The sequence below is a fragment of the Jeotgalicoccus sp. S0W5 genome, assembly GCF_011634875.1.
GTDB classification, from domain to species: Bacteria; Bacillota; Bacilli; order Staphylococcales; family Salinicoccaceae; genus Jeotgalicoccus; species Jeotgalicoccus marinus.
This window is the reverse complement of record NZ_SIRQ01000006.1, coordinates 136,028-161,448: the sequence shown is the minus strand read 5'-3', so window position 1 is coordinate 161,448 and position 25,421 is coordinate 136,028. Positions and strand designations below refer to the sequence as shown.

Here is a 25,421-nt window from a genome sequence, read left to right as displayed (position 1 = left end):
CGTCACGTGAGCCTGAATACTCACGATGACGATACTTCCCAAGGAGTCGGTGCGCTTTTTTCTATAAGTATCATCAAAACTAGGGTCTTATAGAAAAAAGGGGTTTAAAGTTCTATAAGTATCATCAAAACTAGCATCTTATAGAAAAAAGTGACCAAAAATTCTACATGTGCCGTAGAAGCCACCGACTTATAGAAAAATCATGGAGAAATTTCCACAACTCACCCGAATACAGTGGACTTATAGAAAAAAGGGCTAGGAATTTTATCCTAACCCTGATAACTTCATCATAACTGTGTACTTTTCCGTTGATTGTTGAAAATAATTCCAATAATCAAGAAAGCTACAGTGTATAGGAGCAACACTGCGATTGACGGTATGGTCTCTGACCAAGTGATGTCTGAGGCACCGTAAATCTGTGTATAGTGGTAAAGCGGTAGGAACTCTGCGACTCGTCTTGCAGTATCTCCGAACAATTCTATTGGTACGAATATACCTGACATAAAGGCTAATCCTAGGGTGATTAGATTCGCGAGCCCATTGACCATGAAGCGGTTTGTTGTCAGTGCATTAATGGCAAATTGCATGGCGAGTGTAAATAGCGTAATCAATAGTAGAGCGACGAGTATCTTACCTAGTGGTATACCATCTAAACGGTCATAATATAAACCGACGAGTCCAAAGAACATGATGAGTGTTGCAAATATACCGACAAGAGACTGACTGGATAAAATTTGAATGGCGCTAGAGGTAGATGATACTGGTGCTGCAATAATACGCTTTTGTAACTCTGGTTTATTGTACTCAGACATCAAGTTACCGATCGTTAACATCAACAGTAACATAAGCCAGTAAGCAGCAAAGTTAGAATAAGCAGCAGCATTGTTATAGTTTTCTTCACTGCTTGCTAAGCCATCATCATTTAAAGACACTTCAACTCTTTCATTTAATGCTGTATCGAGTTGTTCTGTATCGAGTTGACCTAATTCGTTATATTGCGCATTCATGAACATGAGTACTTTTGATATCTCGGTCTCTAATTGAGTACTTGCTGTCGCTCGTTCATCACTAATGATTTCAACTGCAGCATCACCTTGTTGAACGAGGTCCTCAAAGTTAGGATCAATAATAATCGCCCCGTGAATTTCTGAAAGGAACACCGCTTCTTCTAATGTTGAACGTGCTTTGTCATTGACAACTTCTACTTGATTGCCATGTTCTAAATAATCGATTAAAGCCTCTGAACTTTCAGATTCTGAATAATCAACGACAGTGATTCTAAGTGACTGTGATTCGAACTCTCCTTGATCAGAAAATTGACTGAACATCGCTGCAATTAAGAAGAACACGATAGCAAGTGGCAAGATCAGCCACTTATACTTCCAAAAGTGTAGGAGAATTACTCTAAATATTGTCATATTGTTTCCTCCTTAAAGCGACAAGTGTAATCAAGGCTGAGACAAGAGTGATACCAACAAGGTACAAAATAGTCATCCAATAGCCATCAAAATTCCCCATCAAATTGACTCGGTAAATCGAATCAGTAATGTGTGCAAGTGGATTAAGCTGGTTAATCAAAGGTGCTTGTTGATTGATCATGCCTCTTAAGCCAGGACCCATAAGACCCGCTAGAAATGCTAGGCCAACAATGAGTACGACAGGGAAGATAGATTTCACATTTATATTTACTTTCGGTGTTAAACCGATAATGTAACCTAATCCTAGACCGGCAAAGTTCGCGGCAAGCACGATTCCAAGTGTTGCAGGTAGATTATTAAACAAATTATCTTGATAGAATATCATCAAGAAGCCGATGACAATTCCTGATGAAAACAGTCCTAACACGAGAGAGGCTAGTGAACTTGCTAAAATATAGAGCGACTTAGAAAATGGGCTGGCAGAAAATCTGGCACCCATAGTAGACAGGTTCGGTCTCATCGATGAAATAAGCTCCATACTCGTGAACATGGTATAGAGTGAAATCATTGCTATCGTCGAGTAGAACATTACCACTTGAGGCTCAGTATCCATATCCGTTGTTTGAATAAAGTCAGTTTCATAATTAAAGTTTTCTGGTGAAACTCCGAGTGTACCAGTTTGGTGAACTTGATTTAAAACAGATTCTAAGACGGTTTGTTCAAAACCACTACCTTCTACAAGAAGGCTTCCATCTGAACTAATATATCCAGTGATTGCTTCGTCAGATAAGTCGGTTCGTGCATTTGACTCGGTCATCTCTTGAACATTTATAAATTCAATTTCTTCTAAGACAGCAGTATATTCATATTGACTGTCGACGCCGACATCAATGTCAGATAGCTCATTACTACCAAGGTTAGCTGTGGTTGCCATGAATATTGTTACCAAGACGAGAGGATAAGCAATCGTCCAAAAAAGGAAGCCGAAATCCTTAAAGTTAATTAACAGTAAATACTTGGTTAAACGTAAGAGATTCATTAGTCCCTCAACTCCTTACCTGTTAGCTCCAGGAAGATATTACTTAGAGATGGTTGTTCACTTCGTATTTCTGTATAAGTCAGAGAATTTTCTTCGATAAAGTGAATCAAATTCGTTAGATTGTTATTGTTTTTATCGAATTGGATGTTATAGGTATTGTTGGATTTAATGACTTGATTGACGTTTTTAATATTCTCCAACAATTCCTTTAGATTGTCTGGTTCTGAGATGAACTTAACGGTGATACTTTCTGTAGTGGATATAGAATTCTGTAAGTCTTCTAAAGAACCAGCAGCAATATTTCGCCCATTATCCATGATGACAAACGAATCACATAGGTCTTCTGCCTCTTCTAAATAGTGGGTTGTATATATCACTGTTGTGCCCTGATCCTTCATCTTTTTTACGCCATCTAAAATGAAATTACGACTCTGGGCATCGACGGCGACAGTCGGTTCATCTAAAAATAAGATATCCGGCTTATGTGCGATACCACATGCGATATTAAGGCGACGCTTCAAACCACCTGATAGGTGACCTGGGGTAAACTTTCTATATTTTTCAAGTCCTACAAAGTTAATGGCTTCATCGACTAGTTCTTTTCGTTTCGCTGGATTTTTTACATACAGCCCACAGAAGAAATCGACGTTTTCTACGACATTTAGTTTTTCAAAAATAGCGAGTTCTTGTGGCACGATCCCAATTCTCGCTTTTGTTTTATTATTATTTGGATTTACAGGCTGTCCAAATAATTCAATCGTACCTTGATCGAATTTTAGGAGGGATAACATGCAATTAATTGCAGTTGTTTTACCACAACCGTTCGGACCGAGTAAGCCTACAATTTCATTTTTTCCTGCATGAAATGAAAAATGGTCTAATGCAATAACATCCTTATAGCGTTTAACGACCTTGTCGACAGAAATCATAATATTTCCTCCCTGTGTAATATTGATTAATTTAAGTTTATAATAGGAATGAATCTTCTGTTAGTGTCTTTGGTCATGATATCAAGTGACAAATGTCATATTGTGAGGTGAAACGGTGGGAAACTTAAATGAAAAGATGATGACTTTTTTGATCTTACTGATTTATTATCTGTATGCTGAAAGTGAAGCATCAGTGATTATCGTACTTGTGTCATTTATACTATTTTTTGTATCAGATGTATTTAAGACAACATACATAGCCTATTTCTCTGTTATCATCATGTTTATGCTGTTAATTTTGGACACACATTTCGTTTACTTTATTCCAGGGGCGATTTATGTGCTCTTACAACTTGTCGGCCCTTACAGTATCGTTGGATTCATCCCACTCTTCTTACTTTCGGAATGGGTTCTTTTAATATTTAGTGTATTACTGATGTACCTATCTTTTTTATCATTAAAATTAGAAAGAAGAACAAAAGAGAACAGAAATATGAGAGACCAGCTCACCGAGGATAATATTAGACTAAGGGCTCAGCGTAATGAACTCATGAAAAACCATGAAAAAGACATATACTTAGCGGGATTAAATGAAAGAAATCGGATTGCAAGAGACATGCATGATGCGCTCGGACACTCTTTATCATCGAGTATTCTATTAATTGAATCTCTACAATTCGTCAATGATGAAGCGGAATTAAAGCAATCATTAAAGATGCTACAAGACCGCTTAAAGACGGGAATGAACGACATACGCCATAGTATTCATCATCTGTATGATACTTCGATTGATATCGAGGCAAGAATTGAACAGTATTTAAGTGACATGGAAAATTTCGAAACACATTTCGTTTTTGATGTTAATCGAGAATTTAAGCAAGAAGAAAAAATCGATATTTTGGCCATTGTACGGGAGTCTCTTACCAATATCACTAAACATTCAAATGGTGACGAAATTAGTGTGATTATCAAGGAACATCCGAAGTATTTAACTATGACAATCAAAGATAATGGGACATCGGAGGCTGTGCCGAATAAGGGTATGGGTATTCAAACAATGAAAGAAGTAGTAATGAAATATGGAGGAGTACTAAACACATTCAACGACCAAGGTTTTACCGTCCATGCGATTTTTTATAAGGAGGGGGCTAACTAGATGAAGATAATAATCGTTGATGATGATCCATTAGTCGTATCTGCCTTATCGACAATCGTCAATAATTCTAACTATGAAGTAATAGGGACAGGTTCAGATGGTCAGGAAGCTATTGAATTGTATCGAACTTATCAACCTGATTTGTTAATGACAGATATTAGAATGAGAAATAAGTCCGGTTTAGAAGCGAGTCAAGAAATCTTAGAAGAATTCAGTGATGCCAAGATACTTTTGATAACAACATTTAAGGATGATGAATATATTCATCAATCACTTGGTATGGGCTGTAAGGGTTATTTACTAAAGGATAACTTAACAGGTATTATTCCAGCCATAGATGCTGTCTTATCCGGTAATATGGTATTTGATAGTAATATCGTTAAAAATATGTCGGCAACGTCGACATCCAAGTCTCTCGGTGAATTATCCACGCGTGAACAGGATATTATTGAACTGGTAGCAGAAGGTTTAAATAATAAAGAAATATCAGAACGCTTATATCTAAGTGAGGGTACAGTAAGAAATTATATCTCACAGATGTTAACAAAACTTGATTTAAGAGACCGAACACAGCTTGCTGTGTATTATTATAAAAATTAATCGGCTCATACTATATAAAAAAGAAAAAATGGAGAGATTATAATGAGGAATGTAATTTTAGATTGTGACCCAGGACATGATGATGCAGTATCTATAATTATTGCAGCATCTAAGAAAAGTGATTTAAATATTTTAGGTATTACGACTGTTGCAGGTAATGTAGAAGTTGAAAAGAATACACAAAATGCACTGAAAGTCTCTGAACTTTTGAAATTAGAAGTACCAGTCGTTCAAGGTGCAGAGCGCCCACTAGTGAAACAGTCAGAAATTGCGCCGGAAATTCATGGGGACACAGGTATGGATGGCCCTGAATTACCAGAACCAACGATGACGGTGAAAGAAGGCCACGCTGTTGACTTTATCATTGACCAAGTTAAACGCTCAAAAGAGAAAGTGACGCTTGTGCCAACAGGTCCATTAACGAATATTGCAATGGCTCTAATAAAAGCACCAGAGATCAAAGAAAACATCGATGAAATTGTTTTGATGGGTGGTGGAACCTTCGGTAACTGGACACCAGCTGCAGAGTTTAATATTTATGTCGATGCAGAAGCGGCTAAGGTGGTTTTTGAAAGTGGCATTCCGATTGCTATGTTTGGCCTAGATGTCACACATCAGGTAATTGCTACTCCAGATATTGTTGAACGTGTCGGTAAGATCGATAACGAAATCGCACAATTCGTCAAAGAATTACTCATCTTCTTTGGCCAAGCCTATAAAGATCACTTCGGTTTTAATGGTGGGCCTATTCACGATGCATGTACAACAATGTATTTAATGAAACCTGAACTTTTTGAAATGCAGCATCTCAATGTCAGCATTGAAACTAAAGGTGAATTTTCTTATGGTATGACTGCTGTCGATAAATTAAATGTCACTGGATTACAAGCGAATACACATTTTGCTTTGTCAGTAGATCAAGATGAATTTTGGAATGTCTTTGAGGCAGTATTAGAATCTTATGGTGAGGTGTAATTATGACAAAAACAAACTTATGGATAGACTGTGATCCGGGAATCGATGATGCAATCGCAATCGCAGCCTGTGCTGCAAGTCAAGATGTTCTAAACGTTCATGGAATTTCGACTGTTGCAGGCAATCAAACAATTGAGAGAGTCACAAATAATGCACTGCTTTTAACGGATTTCTTAAATTTAGATGTTCCTGTAGTCAGTGGACAAGTCGGTCCCTTAACGCGTGAAAAAGTAGATGCTGGACATGTTCATGGAACAACAGGCTTAGGTGATACAGTATTACCAAAAACATCTAAAACTGTAGAGCCAGGAAATCCAATAGTCTTCATGAGAGACACAATCATGAACTTACCAGAGGGTGAAAAAATGACCCTTGTACCAGTTGGTCCTTTAACCAACATTGCTTTACTGTTAAAAGTCTTCCCAGAGGTAAATAACAAAATAGAAAAAATTGTAATCATGGGTGGAGGTACTTACGGCAATAGAACGCCGACAGCTGAATTTAATATATGGGGAGACCCTGAAGCTGCCAAAATGGTCTTCGATTCTAATCTTCCTATAGTAATGTGTGGTTTAGATGTGACGCATAAAAGTGGTTTAAACCGTGAACAAGTGAAGGAATTATACGATAGTGATAAGAAAATTCAACACGCCTTTGGTGATATGTTGAATTTCTACTTTGACTCACCGGCTTACATTAATAGTGATCTCGTTCATATCCATGATGTTGTTGCAATCATCTATATAACAAACCCTGAGATCTTTACAGGACAACAAGTCAGTGTTGATGTTGACTGTACGGATGGCATTAACCGTGGTATGACCGTATGCGACCTCAGACATACAGCGCCAGAAGAAGGTCGCAATGTCACCTTATTAACAGACCTTGAGCTTGATAAATTTCAGAAAATCTTATTAGATAAATTAGAGAATCTTTAAAACCTTGGAGGTAAATGAATCATGACTGGGCCAAAAGTTACAATAATCGGCAGTTTAAATATGGATTTAGTCGTTACCTCAGAACGACACCCAGAAATCGGAGAAACACTTACTGGTCAGAAATTTTCAACCCTATGTGGTGGTAAAGGTGCCAACCAAGCCGTCGCTGCAGCCCGTCTTGGCTGTGATGTGACCTTTATCGGCAGAGTAGGAAATGATGTTTTCGGCCAAGAAATGATTGCCAATTTAAAAAATGAAGGCATTAACGTAGAGAATATTGAAATGATAGGTGATAAGGAAAGTGGCATCGCCATGATTACAGTAAATCCCATGGATAACACGATTATTATTGTGCCAGGGGCCAATGCATCTATGACAAAAGAAGTGATTGATAAGCACAAAGAAGCGATTCTAAACAGTGATATGGTCGTTACTCAGTTGGAGATTCCAATGGAAACAGTTGACTATGTTGCTGAAGTTTGTGGTGAAAATAAAATTGACCTAGTGGTGAATCCAGCACCCGCACAAGCGTTGACAGACAAAATTTTAGAACACAGCACATACATTACACCAAATCAAATTGAACTGACTCAACTTGCTGAGGCACATCCAGGATTACTTCATAACTATGCTCACAAATTTGTGGTTACAAGTGGAAGTAAAGGATGTTATTACACAGTAGATGCATATAAGGTTACCGTGCCCACGATGAAAGCAAAAGTAGTCGATACCACAGGCGCTGGTGACTGCTTCAACGGTGCCTTCGTGTCTTATATTGCACAAGGGAAATCACTTGAGGAAAGTTGTAACTTTGCCAATGTTGCAGCATCAATCAGTGTTGAATCATTTGGAGCCCAAGCAGCCATGCCAACGCTAGATAAGGTACTCGAGAAGATGGAAAGTGCGAAGAAGTAAGACGTCCCTCATGAACTCAGAAAATAAATGATTTCGCATAATAAAAACAAGCCCCCTTTTTCTCCAAATTAAATTGAAGAAAGGGGGCTTTAATATGTTTCTATACTATAGATGTAAACAAGGCAGTTGGAATTAAAATAATCCAAGGTGCCATAGCGAGCGTAGAAATAATGCTCGATTTGATAATTTGCTTATCGTCTTGGATATATTTAGCATAGACTTTCTTTGTAAGCTGGTATTGCCCTAGGATAAGAACTAAAAATAGAATTAAAACTACAGCAGCACTGAAGATGCTGTCGAATGGATTAGCAATCAATCCTTCAAATAAGCCGACAATCCAGTCAGGTGTATTATTACTTATCTCTTTAACTTCATCAAAAGATGACGGATTTGATCTAAACAGTGGGTCGATATAGAGTGTCGCATATAGTAAACCAGTCGCTATAAGGTGAGCACCTATGTCGGTTAACCAAATTTTCCATGATGCTTTGACTGTAATTTCTTTACGATTATATTCTTTACCGAGTGGTAGGTAGATTAAAAACCAATCAATCAATAATTTGAATGGAATGAAGATAAATGCCACAGGCGTAATCATCCACATTAACCATATAGGTGTAATCATAGTAAGACCTCTTTCTAATATCCTTATTCAACTTATCTTAACCGTCACTTTAACTGATGTAAATAAAAAAAGCCACTCTAGGTAAAGAGCGGCCTAAAAGTGTGTCTATTCAGCGAAAACTGTACCCCATTCATTTCTGTCAGCTAACATTTTTTGAGCGATTTCCTTAGCACCTTCTAAGCTATGACTCGCTGCCCAACCGCACTGTACTTCATTACAAGCGGGTACTTCTTTAGCTTCTAAAACATCATTTAATGTTTTCTCCATCACATTTTCAATGCCATTCTTATCATCATCATTTAAGACTGATAAATAAAAACCAGTCTGGCAGCCCATCGGGCTTAAATCAACCACACGGTCGTGATGATTACGAATATTTTCAGCCATTAAATGCTCGATGGAATGTAGGGGAGGCATATCCATGTGTTCCTTATTTGGCTGGCAAAAGCGGATATCGTACTTGTAGATTACATCACCGTGTTCACCTTCACTTGTACCTGCAAGTCTAATATAAGGTGCAGCAACTTTTGTATGATCTAAATTGAAACTCTCAACGTTCATTTTTTTCATAATGAGTCAGCTCCTTTAAAATTACATAATATAATTTTATTATAGCATGAAGACAAGTCGCAACAATCCATGACCTTCTGTATAATTAAAGTAATGATAAGGAGCGGTTGGTATGAGTGTAAATATAGAGTTTAAAAATATATCAAAACGCTATGGGACAAAAGAAAACCATGTGTTAAAGAATATAAACTTAACCATCAATAGTGGAGAATTCTTCGTTTTAGTTGGGCCTTCTGGCTCAGGTAAAACAACACTCCTTCGTATGCTTGCTGGCCTTGAAGAAATTACAGCAGGCAGCATTCTAATAGATGGAAAAGAAATCAATGATATTGCTGTGCAAGACCGAAATATATCCATGGTATTCCAAAACTATGCCCTGTATCCGCATATGACAGTTGAAGAAAATATTTTGTTTGGCTTAAAGACAAGAAAGATTAGTAAAGATGAACAAAAGGATAGATTAAAACGCACGGTTAACATATTAGGTATAGATGGTCTATTAAGAAGAAAACCCAAACAGCTTTCGGGCGGACAGAAACAAAGAGTCGCCTTAGCTCGAGCGGCGGTCAGTCGTATGCCCTTGTGCTTGATGGATGAACCGTTGTCAAACTTAGACATGCAGCTCAGAACACATATGCGTCGAGAGATTAAATTACTACAACAAGAACTGAACCTAACGATGATCTATGTGACGCATGATCAGACAGAAGCCATGACAATGGGTGATAGAATATGTGTCCTACACGATGGTCAGATTCAACAAGTTGATACACCGATTAATTTGTATAATCAACCCGCTAACCGGTTCACTGCGGAGTTTATCGGCATACCTAAGATGAATATTATTAAAGCTGAAGATTTAGGGATGACGACTGGTTACGAAGTTGGCATTCGACCTGAGAATGTAAGACAAGGTGGTACTTATACGGTTAGAGTCGACAGTGTTGAGCAGCTCGGGGTGGACACCTTATTAACCTTTAAATTTAAGGATCGAATTCTTTATGCTAAATGGCCAGGTCAGCATGATATCAATAGGGGGCAAGAAATCACTATCGGTTTTGATAGTGGAAACTTTCATCATTTTGATGAAAATGGTATTGCTCTATATTAAGTCAAAAAGGAGAGGTTCCGACTGTAATCGGAACCTCTCCATTTACTATATATCTAGAAATCTCTTGCATTAACGATCGACCTGAAGTTAAATACTGCGTTTAGGAGAATAGCGGTTGAGCTCCCCATGACAATACCACTAGAAGTAATGACAGACAGGTTTTCAGGTAGGGCAGAGAATAAATCAGGAACAACTGTAACACCGAGCCCCATACCGACTGAAACTGCAACGATTAGCATATTAGATTGTTGGTTAAGGTCAATACGTGACAACATCTTAATGCCTGCACTGATAACCATACCGAACATTGCGATCATAGCACCACCGAGAACTGGACCCGGAATGGTCAGTGTAAGTGCCGCAATTTTTGGAACGAGACCTAAAATGATGAGCATCAAACCCGCAATGTAGATGATTTTGTTTCTACGAACACCGGATATTTGTATCAAGCCGACATTTTGAGAGAAGGTTGTATAAGGAAAAGCATTCACTAAACCACCTAAGACAATCGCAATACCTTCTGCACGGTAACCACGTTTTAAGTCTTCCCCTTTAATTTCTTTCTTTGTAATTTCTCCAAGGGCAAAATAAACACCAGTCGATTCCACTAAGCTGACCATCGCAACTAAGGTCATCGTTAATATCGGTAGTATATGAAATTCTGGTGTACCAAAGTAAAAGACATGAGGTAAATGTAACCAAGATGCATCAAGTATAGGTTTAAAATCAACAAGACCAAAGAAAGAACTTAGTACAGTACCCGCAATAATCCCACTTAAGATTGCGATAGAACCAAAGAATCCTTTAGCAAATTTTAAGATGATTAAAATAATAATTAAAGTTGAGAAACCTAAAAATAAGTTGATTGGAGCGCCGAAGTCTTCGGCGCCTTGACCACCTGCTAGGTCATTAAAAGCAACAGGCATCAATGTAATTCCTATAACTGTAACAACAGTCCCCGTAACAACAGGTGGAAAGAAGCGAATGAGTTTACTAAAAATCGGTGCAATAACGACAACAAGTAAACCTGAAACTAATATTGCCCCATAAACAGATTGTACACTATATGTATTGGCAATGTTGATAATTGGTCCTACAGCGGTAAAGGTACAACCAAGTACAACAGGTAATCCGATACCTGAGAACTTATTCTTCCAAACTTGCAGAATCGTTGCGACCCCGCACATCATAATGTCTATGGCAATTAAATACGTCAATTGTACTGGCGTTAAGCCAATCGCATTACCAACAATAAGGGGCACAATGACTGCACCTGCATACATGGCAAGTACGTGCTGAAGTCCAAGTGAAAAATCTTTTGCATGAGATTCAATATTAGATGCCATTAGTTTTTATCCTCTTTAAAAGTGATTGTGCCATCTGTTAATGATTCAATTCTTGCTAATGATTCTACTCTATAATTTTTTTCTTTTAAAATTGTTGCACCACTTTGGAATGATTTTTCAATAACGATTCCAATACCGACAACTTTTGCATTTGCCTGGTCGACTAAACTAATCAGAGCATTGGCAGCCTCACCATTTGCTAAGAAGTCATCAATGATTAATACCTTATCATCAGCTGTAATGAACTGATCTGACACACTAATCATGTTTGTTTCCTGCTTAGTATAAGAGAATACTTGAGCACTTAAGAGATTATCAGATAGGGTTAATGACTTTCTCTTTCTAGCAAATACAACAGGTACATCAAAATTTAAAGCCGTCATAACAGAAGGCGCAATACCTGAAGATTCAAGTGTTAAAACCTTAGTAATACCTTCATCTTTAAATATACGATAAAATTCCTTACCGATTTCGACCATAAGTTTTGGATCGATTTGATGATTTAGAAATCTATCTACCTTGAGTACATTATCCGATAAGGCAGTACCTTGCTCTAAAATCTGTTGTTTAAGTAAATCCATTAGTGAAGTCTCCTTTATTTCTATGAATGTATATATATTAACAGAAATAACGAACTTTACAATAGTTAAATTTAAAATAGTTCCTATATTTATGTTTATTTTAAAATAAAAATTATAAACATTCGTGAATTGTTATTGTTAGATTGATAGATTTGAACAATGTATAATTAATCTAGATGAAAAAAGGAGCGGTCTTAAAGCGTGGATATTTCTAAAGAAACTTTAATACGTACTTCAGTCCAAGAAATGATTTTAAATGGACAGCTCGCACCCGGAGATAAGCTACCAAGTGAAAATCAGCTTGCTGATCAGTTTAAGTCTAAGAGAATTGATGCAAGGAATGCGCTAGTTCAACTTGAGAAGATGGGTAGTGTCCATAGTCGACAGGGCGTAGGAAGGTTTGTGAATCGACCCTTACCTGTCATTGATTTTACAGTGACCGGTGCAAGTAGTTTTTCAAAGAAGATGGAAGCTCAAAACATTCCATATGAAAGTAAAGTTATACATGCAGATTATACGGATGAGATGACCTTCGAAGGAAAAAAAGCGTTTAAGGTTTCACGTTTAAGAATTGTTGATAATGTGCCATGTGCCATCCATATTTCTTACATTAGAACGGATATATTTCCTAATATATATGAAGAGAAAAACCAGTTGCAATCTGTGTATACCTTTTTCGAAAGTAAGGGGCATACGAATCTGACAAGTCGCGACCGCACAGTATCTGCTCAGTTTGCGACACTTGAAGTGATGGAAATGCTAAAATGCAGTGAACTTGTACCACTTATTGTATTTGAAACTTCAACCTATGATACTTCAACAAACCAATGCTTAGAAAAAGTGAAAATATTATATAGAAGTGATTTATTCAAGCATAAGTTATCTGATGAAGGTTAAGCCTAAAGCCGATATAAACTCTATTGATGAGTTTATATCGGCTTTTTTATCTTATATCTACAATCCTAAACATAAGCTTTACATTACTTTACTAAGTCTAAACTTTTGTAACTTGGCAACAAGTTATTGTTAATGACATAGGAGGGTGTGACATGAAAAGAAAAGAATGGTCAGCACTTATAGCAAGATACGGAAGAGATGAAGCAATTGAATTTTTTGAAACTCATAAAAACGACTTAGACTTTGAAGTGATCAGTGGTCCCGAGCTTGGACTCACAATGGTGAAGATGAGAGAGCACGCTCAAAATTCTTTGTTCTACATAGGTGAAGTATTGATCACTGAAACAAAGATAAGAAGTGGACAAACAGTCGGTGTTGGTTTGATCAAAGGTGAAGATGAAACATTTTCTCTTGCCTTAAGTTTCATCGATTTAGTAAATAAATGCAGTGAATTTACAGAAGAATTTAACATGATGATCGAAAAACTAAGCGCTATTGAAGACGAGAATGTAAAAGAACGTACAGAACGTATTTTACAAACTAAAGTCAGCTTCGACATGATGAACGATTAGGAGGATATCAGTGAAGACTATAGTACATACGACCCAAGCTGTTTACCGTCAACTTGTGAATATTACAAGTCGACCAGGACATATTGAACTTATTGAAGAAGAAGTAAAGAATTACTCAGATTTTTCCAATGCCACTTTACTGACTACGATGACGCTTTTTGATAATGAAATTTCCTTTATAACACCAGATGAGGCAATGGATAAGGAAATTAAGGTGCTAACTGGTGCGAAGTCAATTGATTCATTAAAAGAGACTGATTTTATTGTCTTGCAAGCAGCAGATTTAAAGGAAGAATATTTCACAGAAACTGCTCACGGTGTATTAATTTCACCTGAAAAGTCGGTAACTTTAATCATTGAAGTAGACAGCGTTACTTCAGGAGAATCATATATCTTTAGTGGTCCAGGTATTAAAGACGAGACAAAAGTTAACATCGCTATAGAGCATGAATGGATATCATTAAGAAACGAAGCGTGTAAAGAGTTTCCTTTAGGATTGGATATCATTCTTACCGATAAGGAAAATCGGGCAATGATGATTCCTAGAACGACGAAAGTGGAGGTGGCATAGATGGGTTACGTTGCTGTAAAGGGTGGCGCACATGCGATTAACAATTCTGTACTTTTATATAAGAACAGACGCCTAGAAGAAGGCATTGATATAGAAGTTGAAAAAATTAAAACAAACATGCGTCAGCTCATCAACCAAGTCATGAGTGAAGCAAGTTTCTATGATAGAGATACAGCTGCACTTGCCATCAAGCAAGCTGAAGGCAATATGGAGGAAGCTGTCTTCCTAATGAGAGCGCATCGTTCAACACTACCAAGGTTATACTATTCAACCATTACAGATACGAGAGATATGTTTGTTGAACGTAGAATTTCGGCAAGCTTTAAAGACATTCCAGGGGGTCAGATACTCGGTGCATCACCAGACTTTACGCATCGACTACTTGACGATTCTTTAAAGGAATTATCAGAAGGTCCACTTGAAGACATCAGCTATAAAGAAGTGGGATACAACTATAAATTATATAAATTACCTAAGGTCATCGATTATTTAGAAAAAGAAGGTTTATTTGTAAGAGATGAAGAAAACAATGATGAACCAGATGACATCACTAAAAAATCTATCGAGTTTCCAAGTACAAGAAGTCAAAGACTACAGGCACTCACACGTGGTCAGACAGGTGCTGTGACTTCTCTAGGTTATGCTGAAATTCGTGGCTATGGTTTTACATCTCACCCTAACATCGGAGAATGTCGAGTCGGTCAGCAGCCAGTATTTGTCGATATTGATGATGAGTACGGTGAGTACTTTATCGGAGACTTTGAAATGACAGAGATTGATGGCTTTATGCCAGACGTTGCTGATGATCAAACAACTGCTGACGAAGACATGCTAATTAAAATTGGATACGGCCTAGTATTTGGACAAAATGAAACAAAGGCAATTGCTATGAGTGTGCTTGATTATAGCCTAGAACACCCAATAGACGGTGTACCAACGTCAGATGATGAATTCATTATGTTCCATATCGATTCTGTTGAATCTACCGGTTTCATTTCTCACTTGAAGCTACCACACTATGTGACGTTCCAATCGAAACTAGACCGCATGCGTCAAGGTAGGGAGGACCAAAAATGAGTCAAAATTTCGCATTCTTAGATGAACATTCAAAAAAAGAAATTAGAAGAAAGACTTTAAAAGCAATTGCCATTCCAGGTTACCAAGTGCCATTTGCCTCTCGTGAATTACCGATTGCCAGAGGATGGGGAACGGGCGGCCTTCAGCTCACATTATCACTTATTGGACAGGAAGATGTCCTTAAAGTGATTGACCAAGGTTCAGATGAATCTGTCAATGCAGTCAATATTAGAAATCTTGTGCAGAATACAACAAGTGTCAAAGAAACGATTCATACAGCAGAAGCTACTTTAATTCAGTCACGTCACCGTATTCCTGAAGTACCTTTAAAGCCTTTTCAAATTTTAGTGCTACAAGTGCCGATGCCAGAACCATTAAGACCGGTTGAGCCAAGTGAAAGAAAGACAAAATTACTTCACGGCGATAAGGAATACAGCGGTGCTTACATTAAATTATTTGAGCAGATTATGAGACACGGCCACATTACAGATGATGCAGACTATCCAGTGATGGTCAACGGCAGATATGTCATGGCACCAAGTCCGATTCCACGTTTCGATAATCCGAAGATGCATCAAAACGATGGTTTGATTCTACTCGGTGCAGGTCGTGAGAAGAAAATTCACGCCGTTCCACCGTATACAGATGTTGAATCATTAGCTTTTGAAGACTATCCATTTGAAGTCGAAGACTTCTCTGACAAAATTTGTCGCGAGTCAGGTTTAACTGGTGTATTCATGGATGAATTAGTCGATGAAGAGACTGGTGAAACTTACTATGTGACGAATGATACGTCTTATATGCTTGAGAAATTGAACGAGGAGGATAGCGTCAATGCATAAAACTGATGATGTTGTTTTATCCATAAAAGATTTATCAAAACAGTTTGGCAACGGCTGCGACTACTGTAAAGATGACAGCGCTGAACTACAAAAGAATATGTGCCCACATTGTAATACTGTACATGCAGTTAAAAATGTTTCTTTTGACTTGTACGAAGGAGAAATCCTCGGTGTTGTTGGTGAAAGTGGAAGCGGTAAAAGTACCTTGATGAAAATGTTGTATTTTGACCAGGAAGCTTCAACTGGGACTTATGTCTTACCAGAAGATCCAAATGCTGAAGACAATGTATTTTTAGTAAGTAGTCAAAGAAAAAGACAGATTAGAAATGAACAGCTCGGTATGGTCTACCAGAATCCTATGCTCGGTCTAAAGATGGATTTCTCATCTGTGACGAACATTGCAGAAAAATTAATTGCCAGTGGTAACCGTAACGTCGGTCAAATGACAGACCGCGCGGATCACTTTTTAAACAAGGTAAATATTCCGCTCCGTCGTAAATACGAAGCACCTAAAAATTTCTCAGGTGGGATGCAGCAGCGTGTTCAAATCGCCAAAGCCTTATCTAACTATCCACCGATTCTTTTACTAGATGAAGTGACAACAGGTCTAGACTTATCTGTCCAAGCAGATGTACTCGAGTTAATTAAGGAAATTCAAAGAGATATGGGTGTGAGCATGATTGTCGTTTCCCATGATCTTGCAATCATTCGCATGTTATGTGACCGCACCATGGTCATGCTCGATGGCCAAGTGATTGAACACGGTATTACCGATCAAATTCTAGAGGATCCACAACACGAATATACACAACAGCTCGTCTACTCAATCTTATAAGAGGTGAAACAGTTGATCATTACAAACGGTAGTGTCATTACTGAAAGCGAAGTTTTAGAAAATCATGCAGTCATTATTGAACAGGATAAAATCCAAAACATCATCCCAATGTCAGAATTAGAGCTGACTTCAGATGAAGAGGTCATCGATGCTGAAGGGGGCTATGTGAGCCCGGGCTTTATCGATATTCATTCAGATTATATTGAAGGCATTATCGCACCAAGACCGACGACAGTCATGGACTTTAACATTGGTATCAAAGAATCAGAACGTATTTTAAGTTCACACGGGATTACGACGATGTTTCATTCATTATCAATCTATAAGGAAGATCTCTTTGGTCATAAGCCAGTGCGTCAGCCGGAAAATGTGAATAAACTCATTCATGCTATTCATAGAACGCACAATGAAGAGCGTTTGATTAGGCATCGCATGCATGCTCGCTTTGAACTTGATGCAGTCGAAATGAAAGACACGATCATGGACCACCTTGAAAATGAGCGTGTTCACTTGTTGAGTTTCATGGATCATACGCCAGGGCAAGGTCAGTACAGAGACATTGAGACTTACCGTCATACAATGAAGGGTTATCAAAACATAACGGATGAAGAAATCGATCGCCAAATAGATGAAAAGCGTCAGATGGACCGCCTCTCTATAGAGGATATGAAGGAGCTTGCAGCACTTGCAAAGTCAAAAAATGTTGCGGTTGCGTCTCATGATGACGATACGATTGAAAAGATTGATTTTAATGAATGTCTAGATACGACAATCAGTGAATTCCCTATAAAGATGGAAGTGGCTAAGTATGCAAATAACAAGGGACTGTACACGCTTGCTGGTGCACCAAATATCATGCTAGGTGGATCGCATTCAGGAAATTTAAATGCTAAAGATGCCATCTTAGAAAACTGCATTTCAATCTTATGTAGTGATTATTATCCTGCAGCCATGTTGCATTCAGTATTTAAGCTTCACAACGAAGCGGATTATCCACTTGTTGATGCCTTTAAATTAATTACTATTAATCCAGCAAAAGCAGTCCAGATGGATGAAGAAATTGGTTCATTAGAAACAGGGAAAAAAGCAGACATTAACATCATTAGATTACACGATGACTATCCGACGATTACAGAATGTATCGTCAATGGTAAAATCGTCAGCCAATACCATTACAGAATAGATTAGGAGGGACAATATGATCTGCATTAAAGATTTCAGTAAATCTTTCACCATTCATCATTTAGATCAAACGAGAACAGCGATCGAGGGTGTGTCATTCGATGTAAAAAAAGGTGAATTTCTAGGTATCGTCGGAGAGAGTGGTAGCGGGAAATCAACGATTCTAAAAAGCATCTACGGGACCTATAAACCCTCTTCCGGGACGGTCACTTACGACTCAAAAGCCTTTGGTGAAGTCGACTTACACGGTATTACTGACCGCGCCTTAATCAGTCTTCGCACAAATGAAATAGGTTACGTGTCTCAGTTTTTAAAAGTTATGCCTAGAACAACAACGCTAGAACTTGTTATTAACTCAATGCTAGAGATGGGGGTCGATAAGGAAGCGGCTGAAACAGAGGCAAAAGAAGCCCTTAGACACTTTGATATTCCTGAAGCTTTGTGGCACAACTATCCAAATACGTTTTCTGGTGGAGAAAAACTAAGATTGAACATTGCTTGTGCCATCGTAAAAAAACCAAGACTATTATTACTCGATGAGCCGACGGCATCACTGGATGAAAAATCGAAGTTAAAGGTGAGAGAGACTATTTCTAAGTTAATCGATGGTGGAACGACCTTAATTGGTATCTTCCATGACCTTGAATTTATGGACGGTTTATGTACAAAGGTGTATGACATGAATACAAAAACAATAGAGGAGCGTGCTGTATAGTGTCTAAAATAGATCTGCATGTGCATAGTAACTTTTCCGATGGTAAAGACAATGTAAATAAAGTGTTAGATCTTGCTAAAGCAGAGGACGTGTCAATGTTAAGCTTCGTCGATCATGACACAAATATGACATATTATGAAGCGCTACCATTTGCAAAAAGCATAGGTATCGACTTAATTCCTGGTATAGAAATCTCTGCCTATGACTTTAAGAGAGACAGAAAAGTGCATATTTTAGGCTATAACTACAATTTAGATGCTCCAAATATTAAAAAATTAACAGTTCCTTTACTTAACAGACGTCATCAACATTCACTCTGGCAGATTGAACAGATTAAAAATTACGGTATTGATGTGGATATGGACAAGGTTATGGCAACAGTTGGACCTGTTGGTGTCATCTATAAACAGCATATTATGCATGCAATTTGTGATGAACATTATACCAATGCACGCTACACAACGAAGTACCGTACCTTGTTTAAGAACAAGGGACCAGCTAGTGGAGACATTGAATATGTCGATGCTATTGAAGCCTTAAAAGCGATTAGAGCGGACGATGGTTATGCAGTCATTGCGCACCCAGGACAATTAAATAGTTATGATTTGATTGAAGAGAACGCAGAACTAATCGATGGTGTTGAAAAATATCATCCTGACCATGATCAGATGGATTATGAAAAAGTTGATGCTCTGGTTGAACAATATGACTTCTTTATTACAGGTGGATCTGACTACCATGGTGACTTTGGAGCCACTGTAGACATTGGCTTAGACGATGAATTATTAAGTAAAACAGAGGCATTATTTAGATAATATAAACATCTGTTAAATAGCTGTAAATCACATTTACTTACCAAGCGAAATATCATTTAATAAATTATGTAATTAAATTCACTAAAGGAGTTTGAAAATGAAGAAGTTTCTCAATCTATTTCTCGGTTTAACTTTGGTATTAATTTTAGCAGCATGTGGTAGTGGCAACGAAGAAGAATCAACAGAAGAGGATACAGCAGATGCTAGTGAAAACAGTGATGAGCCAATCAACTTAGTTTGGTATCCAAATGAATCAGGTAACGAACTTGCTGATGCTCGTGACGAGATTGGAAGCATTATTGAGGAAGCAACAGGCAGAACTGTTGAACATGAACTTACAACTGACTATGCAATTGCAATTGAAAGTATTGTAAACGACAATGCTGACCTTGCATTTACTGGTGCAGAAGGATACATACAAGCAAAAGAACGTAACGACAATATTACTCCATTAGTTGTACCATCTGGTCCATCTGGTACTGAAGAAGATGCTTTATACTACAGCTGGTTTGCAACTAAGGTCGACAACATGGAACAGTTCGAAACTGGTGAAGGAGAATACTCAATCGATGAGTTCCCAGGTAAAAACTTCTCATTCGTATCAACTTCATCTACATCAGGATTTAGAGTACCTACTTCTACAATTCTAAATCATTTCTCAGAAACTGATGAGTATGCAGACTTAACTGAGGAAGACCTTGCAGAAAGCGGTCGTTTCTTTGACCAAGTAATGTTCGGTAATACTCACCAAGGTTCAGCAGTTAACTTGATTAACGACAGAGCTGAAATTGCAGCGTTCTGTGACACTTGTGTTGAAAACTATGTAGAACTTGCTGAAGGTGAAGAAAATACACCTGGTGCAATCTATGAAGTATCTGAAGGTGCTGCAGATCCATTCTCTAACTTAGTTGGAGAGCAGTTCGGAATCATTTCAGCTACACCAGTACTTAATGCACCATTTATTGCTAATGAAAGTACATTAGGTTCTGAAACAGTTGAAGAATTACGTGAAGTATTCGCATCTGATGAAGTTGCAAACAATGAAAACATTTTCGTTCCTGAAGATTCAGAAGAAGGCGGTCTATTCACAAAATCAGCTGACGAGCGTTTCGTAGTTGTTGAAGATGAGTGGTTCGACCCAATCAGAGAATTAAGCGCAGAATAATCTAATCGAAAAGATAATATTTATTTAAAGAGGGGATTCCCCCTCTTTTTACATAGGAGGACGTCATCCATGGCGGTGGATAATAAATTAAAAGAAGAACAAAAGACAAAAACAGATTTCAATAAGAAGGCAACTGACGATGTGCTCATTTCATTTGACGAGGATCCAGAAGTAACAGGAGAGACAGTAGAGGTAGCAAGTAAAGAAGAAGTCAAACAAATGCCTGTCATCATGTCTATCGAAAACTTAAATAAGGAATATTCTAAAGGTAAAACAGTTCTAAAGGATGTAAACTTTGATATCAAAAAAGGTGAATTGTTATCGATTATAGGGCCATCAGGAGCTGGTAAGTCTACACTTCTTAGATCTATCAACCGCATGATTGAACCGACTTCAGGAAAGATTGATTTTGATAATAAAAATATTACTAAAATCAAAGGTAAAGAACTGCGTAAGATGAGAACGAACATCGGTATGATATTCCAACACTATAATCTAGTGGATCGCCTGTCAGTTTTTGAAAATGTCTTACACGGTACATTGGGTTATAAAAACTCCATTCAAGGTATTTTTTCAATGTATACAGAGTCGGAAAAAGAAGAAGCACTAGATATTATTACGGAGCTTGGTATTCAAGATCATATATATAAGCGCTGTGACGAATTATCAGGTGGACAAAAGCAAAGAGTGGGAATTGCTCGTGCGCTTGTTCAAAAGCCGAAAATTATTCTTTGTGATGAGCCGATTGCTTCACTAGATCCGAGCTCTTCTAGAATCATTATGGAACACTTAAGAAAAATCTGTAATGAAAAAGGTATCACAGTAATCGTTAACCTTCACCAAGTGGATGTAGCTAAGAATTACTCTGACAGAATTATTGGCTTAAATAGTGGTGAAGTGGTCTTTAACGGTCATCCAAACGAAATAAATAAGGAAGTCATTCAGAAGATTTATGGAACAGATTTCGATGACTTAATTATGGAGTAGGTGATAATTGATGAGACAAACACAAACGATTAACGCTAAGGATATCAATATCATTCAAAAGAAAAATCTAATGCTTCTACTGACTGTTGTGATTATTGTCGGTTTGATAATGCTCGCAAGCTACATTACTGAATACAACCATGTTGACGGAATTTTATCGATTCCGGCTGCGATCTCTTGGATGGCGAGTAACTTGATGTTCTCACAATCAACTTTAGCGAACTTAGGTAGTGTACTCCGATTACTTTGGGAGACAGTGTTGATATCAATTGTTGCGACTACGACAGCATCAGTATTTGCTATAGTATTTGCCTTGATGGGCTCAAGCTTAACTTACCTAAACAAACCACTGATGTACTTAGCAAAAATTATTGCATCAATTTCACGTAATATTCCCGTTGTTGCCTGGGCCCTAATCTTAGTTATTAGTTTTGGTACAAACTCAATGACAGGTTTTCTCGCTCTATTCTTTGGATCATTCGGTTTCTTAGTGAGAGCATTTATTGAAACGATTGATGAAGGTAGCCGCGATTCAGTAGAAGCTTTAAATGCGACTGGCGCAACTTATTGGCACACAATATTCAAGGCAGTGTTACCAGGGAGCATGCCACAGATGTTCAGTTGGATTCTCTTTATGATTGAAACGAACATTCGCAGTGCAACACTAGTTGGTCTCTTGACGGGTACAGGTATTGGTTACTTATTTGACCTATACTATAAACAACTAAACTACGAGATGGTGACATTGATCACACTGGCAATCGTCCTTGCTGTATTAATCATTGAAGCAATATCAAATATCATTAGAAGGGAGATTTTATAATGCAGTCAACAGTAGAATATGATTCTAACGGCTCTATAAAAGTCTCCAAGCCAAACCGTGGACAGACTATTTTAAAATGGCTCATAATCGGGTCTGCTATATTCACAGTAGTTGGATTCTTCTTAATGGACTACACAGGGCTTGATTTAACACAGGCAATACCAATGACCATAGATAACTTAGGTCAAATGTTCCTGTCCCCGAGTTTAAACAATACAACTTGGTCAAATGCACTATGGCAAGTCGTTGTTACCTTATCACTTGGCTTTTTAGCAACGATACTCGGTGCAATCATTTCACTGTTCCTAGCCTTTGGAACAGCAGTTAACCTGTCAAAACCTTGGTTGAGCAATACTATAAAAGCTTTCATTACAGTTATTCGTGCTGTACCGACAGTATTATGGGTGCTTATCTTTGCGATTGCAGCAGGGCTTGGATCAGTTGCAGCGGTAATCGGAATGATCTTCCACTCAGTTGCTTATCTAGTAAAAGCATATAGTGAAGCATTCGAAGAAGTCGATGAAGGTAAAATCGAGGCGCTTAGAGCATCTGGTGCAAGCTATGGACACATCCTATTTCAGGTAATTGTTCCACAGACAAAAAGTTACTTGATTTCATGGACCTTCCTACGATTTGAAATTAACTTCGGTGTTGCAGTTGCCATGGGTGCTGCAGCAGGTGCTGGTGGAATAGGATACGAGCTCTTCATGTCAAGTTCATTCTACTATGATATGCAAGAAGTCGGTGCCATTACATTAATTATCCTAGTCGTAGCGATTATCTTAGAATTAATAGCGAATCGATTAAAAGTATCAGCGTAAAAATATACTCCTCTTAAGTTGGATTAAACTGACTTAACGGGAGTTTTCTAATATATGTTATTGGCGATTTTTTTAAGAAATAGAATAATTGTAGTATTGTACAACTTATTGTACAATTTAATTGTGAGGAGTGAATGCTATGACAGTTAAATCTTATTCTTACGTACGCGAAAATTTTAAAGACATGATAAACAAAGTGAACGATGATAGTGATGCGATTATCATTACAACTAAAGACCGTAATGCGGTCATGATGTCAGAGGAAAGTTATAACGAAATCATGGAAACTCTTTATTTACAACAAAGTCCTTCTAATGCAAAACGTTTATCGGAATCTATTGAAAACCTAGAGCGTGGGAATGTTAGAAATAAGGATATCTCGATTTAATGACGAAACTCAATATTACATTTTCACCTCAAGCTTTTGAGGATTATGAATATTTTCAAGTCAAAGATCGACGGTTGGTTAAAAGAATTAACCAATTATTAAAAAGCATTTCTAGAGACGGTTTTTTAGAAGGAATAGGGAAGCCTGAGAAATTAGTTGGTAATTATTCTGGTTATTACAGTCGACGAATTAATCATGAACATAGATTAGTGTACACAGTAAATGAATATGCGATATTAGTTGCGTCTTGTAGATATCATTATAAATAATGATAATAAAGACAATATTAAGGATTAACCCTCGATATTGTCTCTTTTTTGTGTAAATTATAGAAAAATCAATACATGTATGAGGGTAGGAATAACAAAACTACCAATGAATATCATATAGAAAAGATCTGGACGTTCATTTTTTGTTGCGAATTTGTATGCGAGTGATCTAAATACTACAGATACAATAAACACAAATATAATAAATGCGAAAAAACCTGTTGTATAGTAGATGAAATTGAAGTAGACCAAAGCGACAAACATGATGAGGTAAAGCGATAGACCGCTTATAAATGACAGTATGTATTTTGTTAGAGTAGACATATATTACCTTTCAAATTGTATTTATTTCTATGATAGCTAAACGTGTTTCTTTATGCAATTTAAGCGAAATAAGGTTATAATTTCATGTAAGATAGATTGGAGTGATTATATGTCATTTGTAAAATACATTGAATCTAAGGATGGTACGCTCCTATATACCAAAATTCAAACTCAGGAGCAACCGGAAAATGCTAAAGCGACAATCGTCATTGTACATGGTTTAGCTGAACATTTGGGACGTTACGATGATTTTGCTGGAACTCTAATTCGAAATGGTTTTAACGTCATTCGTTACGATCAAAGGGGACATGGTCATTCTTCAGGTGAGGAAACTTTTTACTCTGAAGTCGACGAAATTACGGATGATCTAGGGGCTATTGTTTTATACGCTAGAAAACAATTCGAGAATCAGAAGCTATTCATTATCGGCCACAGCATGGGTGGCTACACCGCAGCTTTATACGGTACGAAATATCCACAAAAGATTGACGGTTATGTCACTTCTGGTGCCCTAACACGCTTTAACAATGATATTTTTGAAGAAATACCAGTCGGACTTGATACGAACGATTATGTAAAAAATGAGCTCGGTGACGGTATTTGTTCAACTGAGATTGTCCGTAAACACTATGTAGAGGATGCCTTGAACAAGAAGCGAATTTCTGTTGGTTTAATTCGTACAATCCAAAAAGGTGTTGAATATCTTAAGCTAGAGGCTAGTGATTTCAAGGACCCTATTTTAATCTTACACGGTGAAAATGACGGGCTTGTGTCTGTTAAAGATTCAGAGCAACTGCATGATGAAATCTCAAGTTCTGATAAAGAACTGATTATTTACCCTGAACTAGAGCATGAGATATTTAATGAGTTCACTAAGAAAAATGAAATATTTGATACGATCATGTCATGGATAGACGCGCGGTTATAACTAGAAA

29 protein-coding genes are annotated in these 25,421 nt (G+C 37.5%); 22 read left to right on the top strand and 7 right to left on the bottom strand.

Features of this window, described 5'->3' with window-relative positions:
* Positions 1-287 precede the first annotated feature (287 nt).
* The 3 genes from EYB29_RS08970 to EYB29_RS08960 are packed head-to-tail and all read right to left on the bottom strand — an operon-like array spanning position 288 to position 3,386.
* The gene (locus tag EYB29_RS08970) at positions 288-1,418 is read right to left on the bottom strand and encodes an ABC transporter permease (protein ID WP_026866738.1); all 1,131 of its coding nucleotides are present in this window, start codon (positions 1,416-1,418) and stop codon (positions 288-290) included.
* Positions 1,405-2,457, bottom strand: a complete 1,053-nt coding sequence (locus tag EYB29_RS08965; RefSeq protein WP_026866739.1) for an ABC transporter permease — start codon at positions 2,455-2,457, stop codon at positions 1,405-1,407. The genes EYB29_RS08970 and EYB29_RS08965 overlap by 14 nt, the downstream gene beginning before the upstream one ends.
* Positions 2,457-3,386, bottom strand: coding sequence for an ABC transporter ATP-binding protein (locus EYB29_RS08960; protein WP_156889148.1), 930 nt, complete (start codon positions 3,384-3,386; stop codon positions 2,457-2,459). The genes EYB29_RS08965 and EYB29_RS08960 overlap by 1 nt, the downstream gene beginning before the upstream one ends.
* Before the next feature lie 115 nt (positions 3,387-3,501).
* On the opposite strand from EYB29_RS08960, the gene EYB29_RS08955 reads away from it, so the two are divergent.
* Genes EYB29_RS08955 through rbsK form a run of 5 tightly spaced genes read left to right on the top strand, consistent with a single transcriptional unit; the run spans position 3,502 to position 7,970 of the window.
* On the top strand, positions 3,502-4,542 hold the full coding sequence (locus EYB29_RS08955) for a sensor histidine kinase (protein ID WP_166627081.1): 1,041 nt from the start codon (positions 3,502-3,504) through the stop codon (positions 4,540-4,542).
* A complete protein-coding gene (locus EYB29_RS08950; protein ID WP_026866742.1) occupies positions 4,543-5,142 on the top strand; it encodes a response regulator transcription factor in 600 nt (199 codons plus the stop codon). It begins immediately after the preceding gene.
* 42 nt (positions 5,143-5,184) lie between these two features.
* Positions 5,185-6,117 (top strand): nucleoside hydrolase, encoded by a 933-nt coding sequence (locus tag EYB29_RS08945; RefSeq protein WP_371807503.1) that lies wholly within the window; start codon positions 5,185-5,187, stop codon positions 6,115-6,117.
* A 2-nt stretch (positions 6,118-6,119) separates the two neighbouring features.
* Complete coding sequence (locus EYB29_RS08940) at positions 6,120-7,055, top strand: nucleoside hydrolase (RefSeq protein ID WP_166627080.1); 936 nt, start codon at positions 6,120-6,122, stop codon at positions 7,053-7,055.
* A 21-nt stretch (positions 7,056-7,076) separates the two neighbouring features.
* Positions 7,077-7,970: a ribokinase gene (rbsK, locus tag EYB29_RS08935; protein ID WP_026866745.1), complete on the top strand. Its 894-nt coding sequence runs from the start codon at positions 7,077-7,079 to the stop codon at positions 7,968-7,970.
* A 100-nt stretch (positions 7,971-8,070) separates the two neighbouring features.
* Here the strand turns inward: rbsK and EYB29_RS08930 are convergent, their stop codons facing one another.
* Together EYB29_RS08930 and EYB29_RS08925 are read right to left on the bottom strand one after the other, a co-directional pair.
* Entirely contained in the window at positions 8,071-8,595 is a 525-nt protein-coding gene (locus EYB29_RS08930) for a hypothetical protein (protein WP_166627079.1), read from the bottom strand.
* Between the two features lie 105 nt (positions 8,596-8,700).
* A complete protein-coding gene (locus EYB29_RS08925) occupies positions 8,701-9,165 on the bottom strand; it encodes an S-ribosylhomocysteine lyase (RefSeq protein WP_166627078.1) in 465 nt (154 codons plus the stop codon).
* Positions 9,166-9,277: 112 nt separating this feature from the next.
* On the opposite strand from EYB29_RS08925, the gene EYB29_RS08920 reads away from it, so the two are divergent.
* Complete coding sequence (locus tag EYB29_RS08920; protein WP_166627077.1) at positions 9,278-10,276, top strand: ABC transporter ATP-binding protein; 999 nt, start codon at positions 9,278-9,280, stop codon at positions 10,274-10,276.
* Positions 10,277-10,329: 53 nt separating this feature from the next.
* Here the strand turns inward: EYB29_RS08920 and EYB29_RS08915 are convergent, their stop codons facing one another.
* Both EYB29_RS08915 and EYB29_RS08910 read right to left on the bottom strand, forming a co-directional pair.
* Positions 10,330-11,622, bottom strand: coding sequence for a nucleobase:cation symporter-2 family protein (locus EYB29_RS08915; protein ID WP_166627076.1), 1,293 nt, complete (start codon positions 11,620-11,622; stop codon positions 10,330-10,332).
* Entirely contained in the window at positions 11,622-12,203 is a 582-nt protein-coding gene (locus EYB29_RS08910; RefSeq protein ID WP_026866749.1) for a xanthine phosphoribosyltransferase, read from the bottom strand. The genes EYB29_RS08915 and EYB29_RS08910 overlap by 1 nt, the downstream gene beginning before the upstream one ends.
* A gap of 201 nt (positions 12,204-12,404) precedes the next feature.
* Between EYB29_RS08910 and EYB29_RS08905 the strand changes: the two genes are divergently transcribed.
* From EYB29_RS08905 to EYB29_RS08830, 16 genes are all read left to right on the top strand, one after another.
* Positions 12,405-13,100 (top strand): GntR family transcriptional regulator, encoded by a 696-nt coding sequence (locus EYB29_RS08905; RefSeq protein ID WP_026866750.1) that lies wholly within the window; start codon positions 12,405-12,407, stop codon positions 13,098-13,100.
* Between the two features lie 152 nt (positions 13,101-13,252).
* Positions 13,253-13,672, top strand: a complete 420-nt coding sequence (locus EYB29_RS08900; protein ID WP_026866751.1) for a phosphonate C-P lyase system protein PhnG — start codon at positions 13,253-13,255, stop codon at positions 13,670-13,672.
* A 10-nt stretch (positions 13,673-13,682) separates the two neighbouring features.
* Positions 13,683-14,243, top strand: coding sequence for a phosphonate C-P lyase system protein PhnH (gene phnH / locus EYB29_RS08895; RefSeq protein WP_026866752.1), 561 nt, complete (start codon positions 13,683-13,685; stop codon positions 14,241-14,243).
* Positions 14,244-15,320, top strand: coding sequence for a carbon-phosphorus lyase complex subunit PhnI (locus EYB29_RS08890; protein ID WP_026866753.1), 1,077 nt, complete (start codon positions 14,244-14,246; stop codon positions 15,318-15,320).
* The gene (locus EYB29_RS08885) at positions 15,317-16,162 is read left to right on the top strand and encodes an alpha-D-ribose 1-methylphosphonate 5-phosphate C-P-lyase PhnJ (RefSeq protein WP_026866754.1); all 846 of its coding nucleotides are present in this window, start codon (positions 15,317-15,319) and stop codon (positions 16,160-16,162) included. The genes EYB29_RS08890 and EYB29_RS08885 overlap by 4 nt, the downstream gene beginning before the upstream one ends.
* Positions 16,155-16,997, top strand: coding sequence for an ATP-binding cassette domain-containing protein (locus EYB29_RS08880; RefSeq protein WP_026866755.1), 843 nt, complete (start codon positions 16,155-16,157; stop codon positions 16,995-16,997). Before EYB29_RS08885 ends, EYB29_RS08880 begins: the two co-directional genes overlap by 8 nt.
* Before the next feature lie 12 nt (positions 16,998-17,009).
* Positions 17,010-18,185 (top strand): phosphonate metabolism protein PhnM, encoded by a 1,176-nt coding sequence (gene phnM, locus EYB29_RS08875; RefSeq protein WP_035856232.1) that lies wholly within the window; start codon positions 17,010-17,012, stop codon positions 18,183-18,185.
* A gap of 10 nt (positions 18,186-18,195) precedes the next feature.
* Positions 18,196-18,894, top strand: coding sequence for a phosphonate C-P lyase system protein PhnL (locus EYB29_RS08870; RefSeq protein WP_026866757.1), 699 nt, complete (start codon positions 18,196-18,198; stop codon positions 18,892-18,894).
* Positions 18,894-19,709 carry a PHP domain-containing protein gene (locus EYB29_RS08865; protein ID WP_035856234.1) on the top strand — a complete coding sequence of 272 codons (816 nt, stop codon included), beginning with the start codon at positions 18,894-18,896 and terminating at the stop codon, positions 19,707-19,709. Before EYB29_RS08870 ends, EYB29_RS08865 begins: the two co-directional genes overlap by 1 nt.
* A gap of 97 nt (positions 19,710-19,806) precedes the next feature.
* A complete protein-coding gene (locus EYB29_RS08860) occupies positions 19,807-20,874 on the top strand; it encodes a PhnD/SsuA/transferrin family substrate-binding protein (protein ID WP_035856236.1) in 1,068 nt (355 codons plus the stop codon).
* A gap of 219 nt (positions 20,875-21,093) precedes the next feature.
* Complete coding sequence (gene phnC, locus EYB29_RS08855; RefSeq protein WP_026866759.1) at positions 21,094-21,861, top strand: phosphonate ABC transporter ATP-binding protein; 768 nt, start codon at positions 21,094-21,096, stop codon at positions 21,859-21,861.
* A 10-nt stretch (positions 21,862-21,871) separates the two neighbouring features.
* On the top strand, positions 21,872-22,684 hold the full coding sequence (locus tag EYB29_RS08850; protein WP_084145743.1) for a PhnE/PtxC family ABC transporter permease: 813 nt from the start codon (positions 21,872-21,874) through the stop codon (positions 22,682-22,684).
* The gene (locus EYB29_RS08845; protein WP_166627075.1) at positions 22,684-23,505 is read left to right on the top strand and encodes a PhnE/PtxC family ABC transporter permease; all 822 of its coding nucleotides are present in this window, start codon (positions 22,684-22,686) and stop codon (positions 23,503-23,505) included. Before EYB29_RS08850 ends, EYB29_RS08845 begins: the two co-directional genes overlap by 1 nt.
* A 139-nt stretch (positions 23,506-23,644) precedes the next feature.
* Complete coding sequence (locus tag EYB29_RS08840) at positions 23,645-23,893, top strand: type II toxin-antitoxin system Phd/YefM family antitoxin (protein ID WP_026866762.1); 249 nt, start codon at positions 23,645-23,647, stop codon at positions 23,891-23,893.
* Positions 23,893-24,162, top strand: a complete 270-nt coding sequence (locus tag EYB29_RS08835) for a Txe/YoeB family addiction module toxin (RefSeq protein WP_026866763.1) — start codon at positions 23,893-23,895, stop codon at positions 24,160-24,162. Before EYB29_RS08840 ends, EYB29_RS08835 begins: the two co-directional genes overlap by 1 nt.
* A 433-nt stretch (positions 24,163-24,595) precedes the next feature.
* Entirely contained in the window at positions 24,596-25,414 is an 819-nt protein-coding gene (locus EYB29_RS08830) for an alpha/beta hydrolase (protein WP_166627074.1), read from the top strand.
* Positions 25,415-25,421 lie beyond the last annotated feature (7 nt).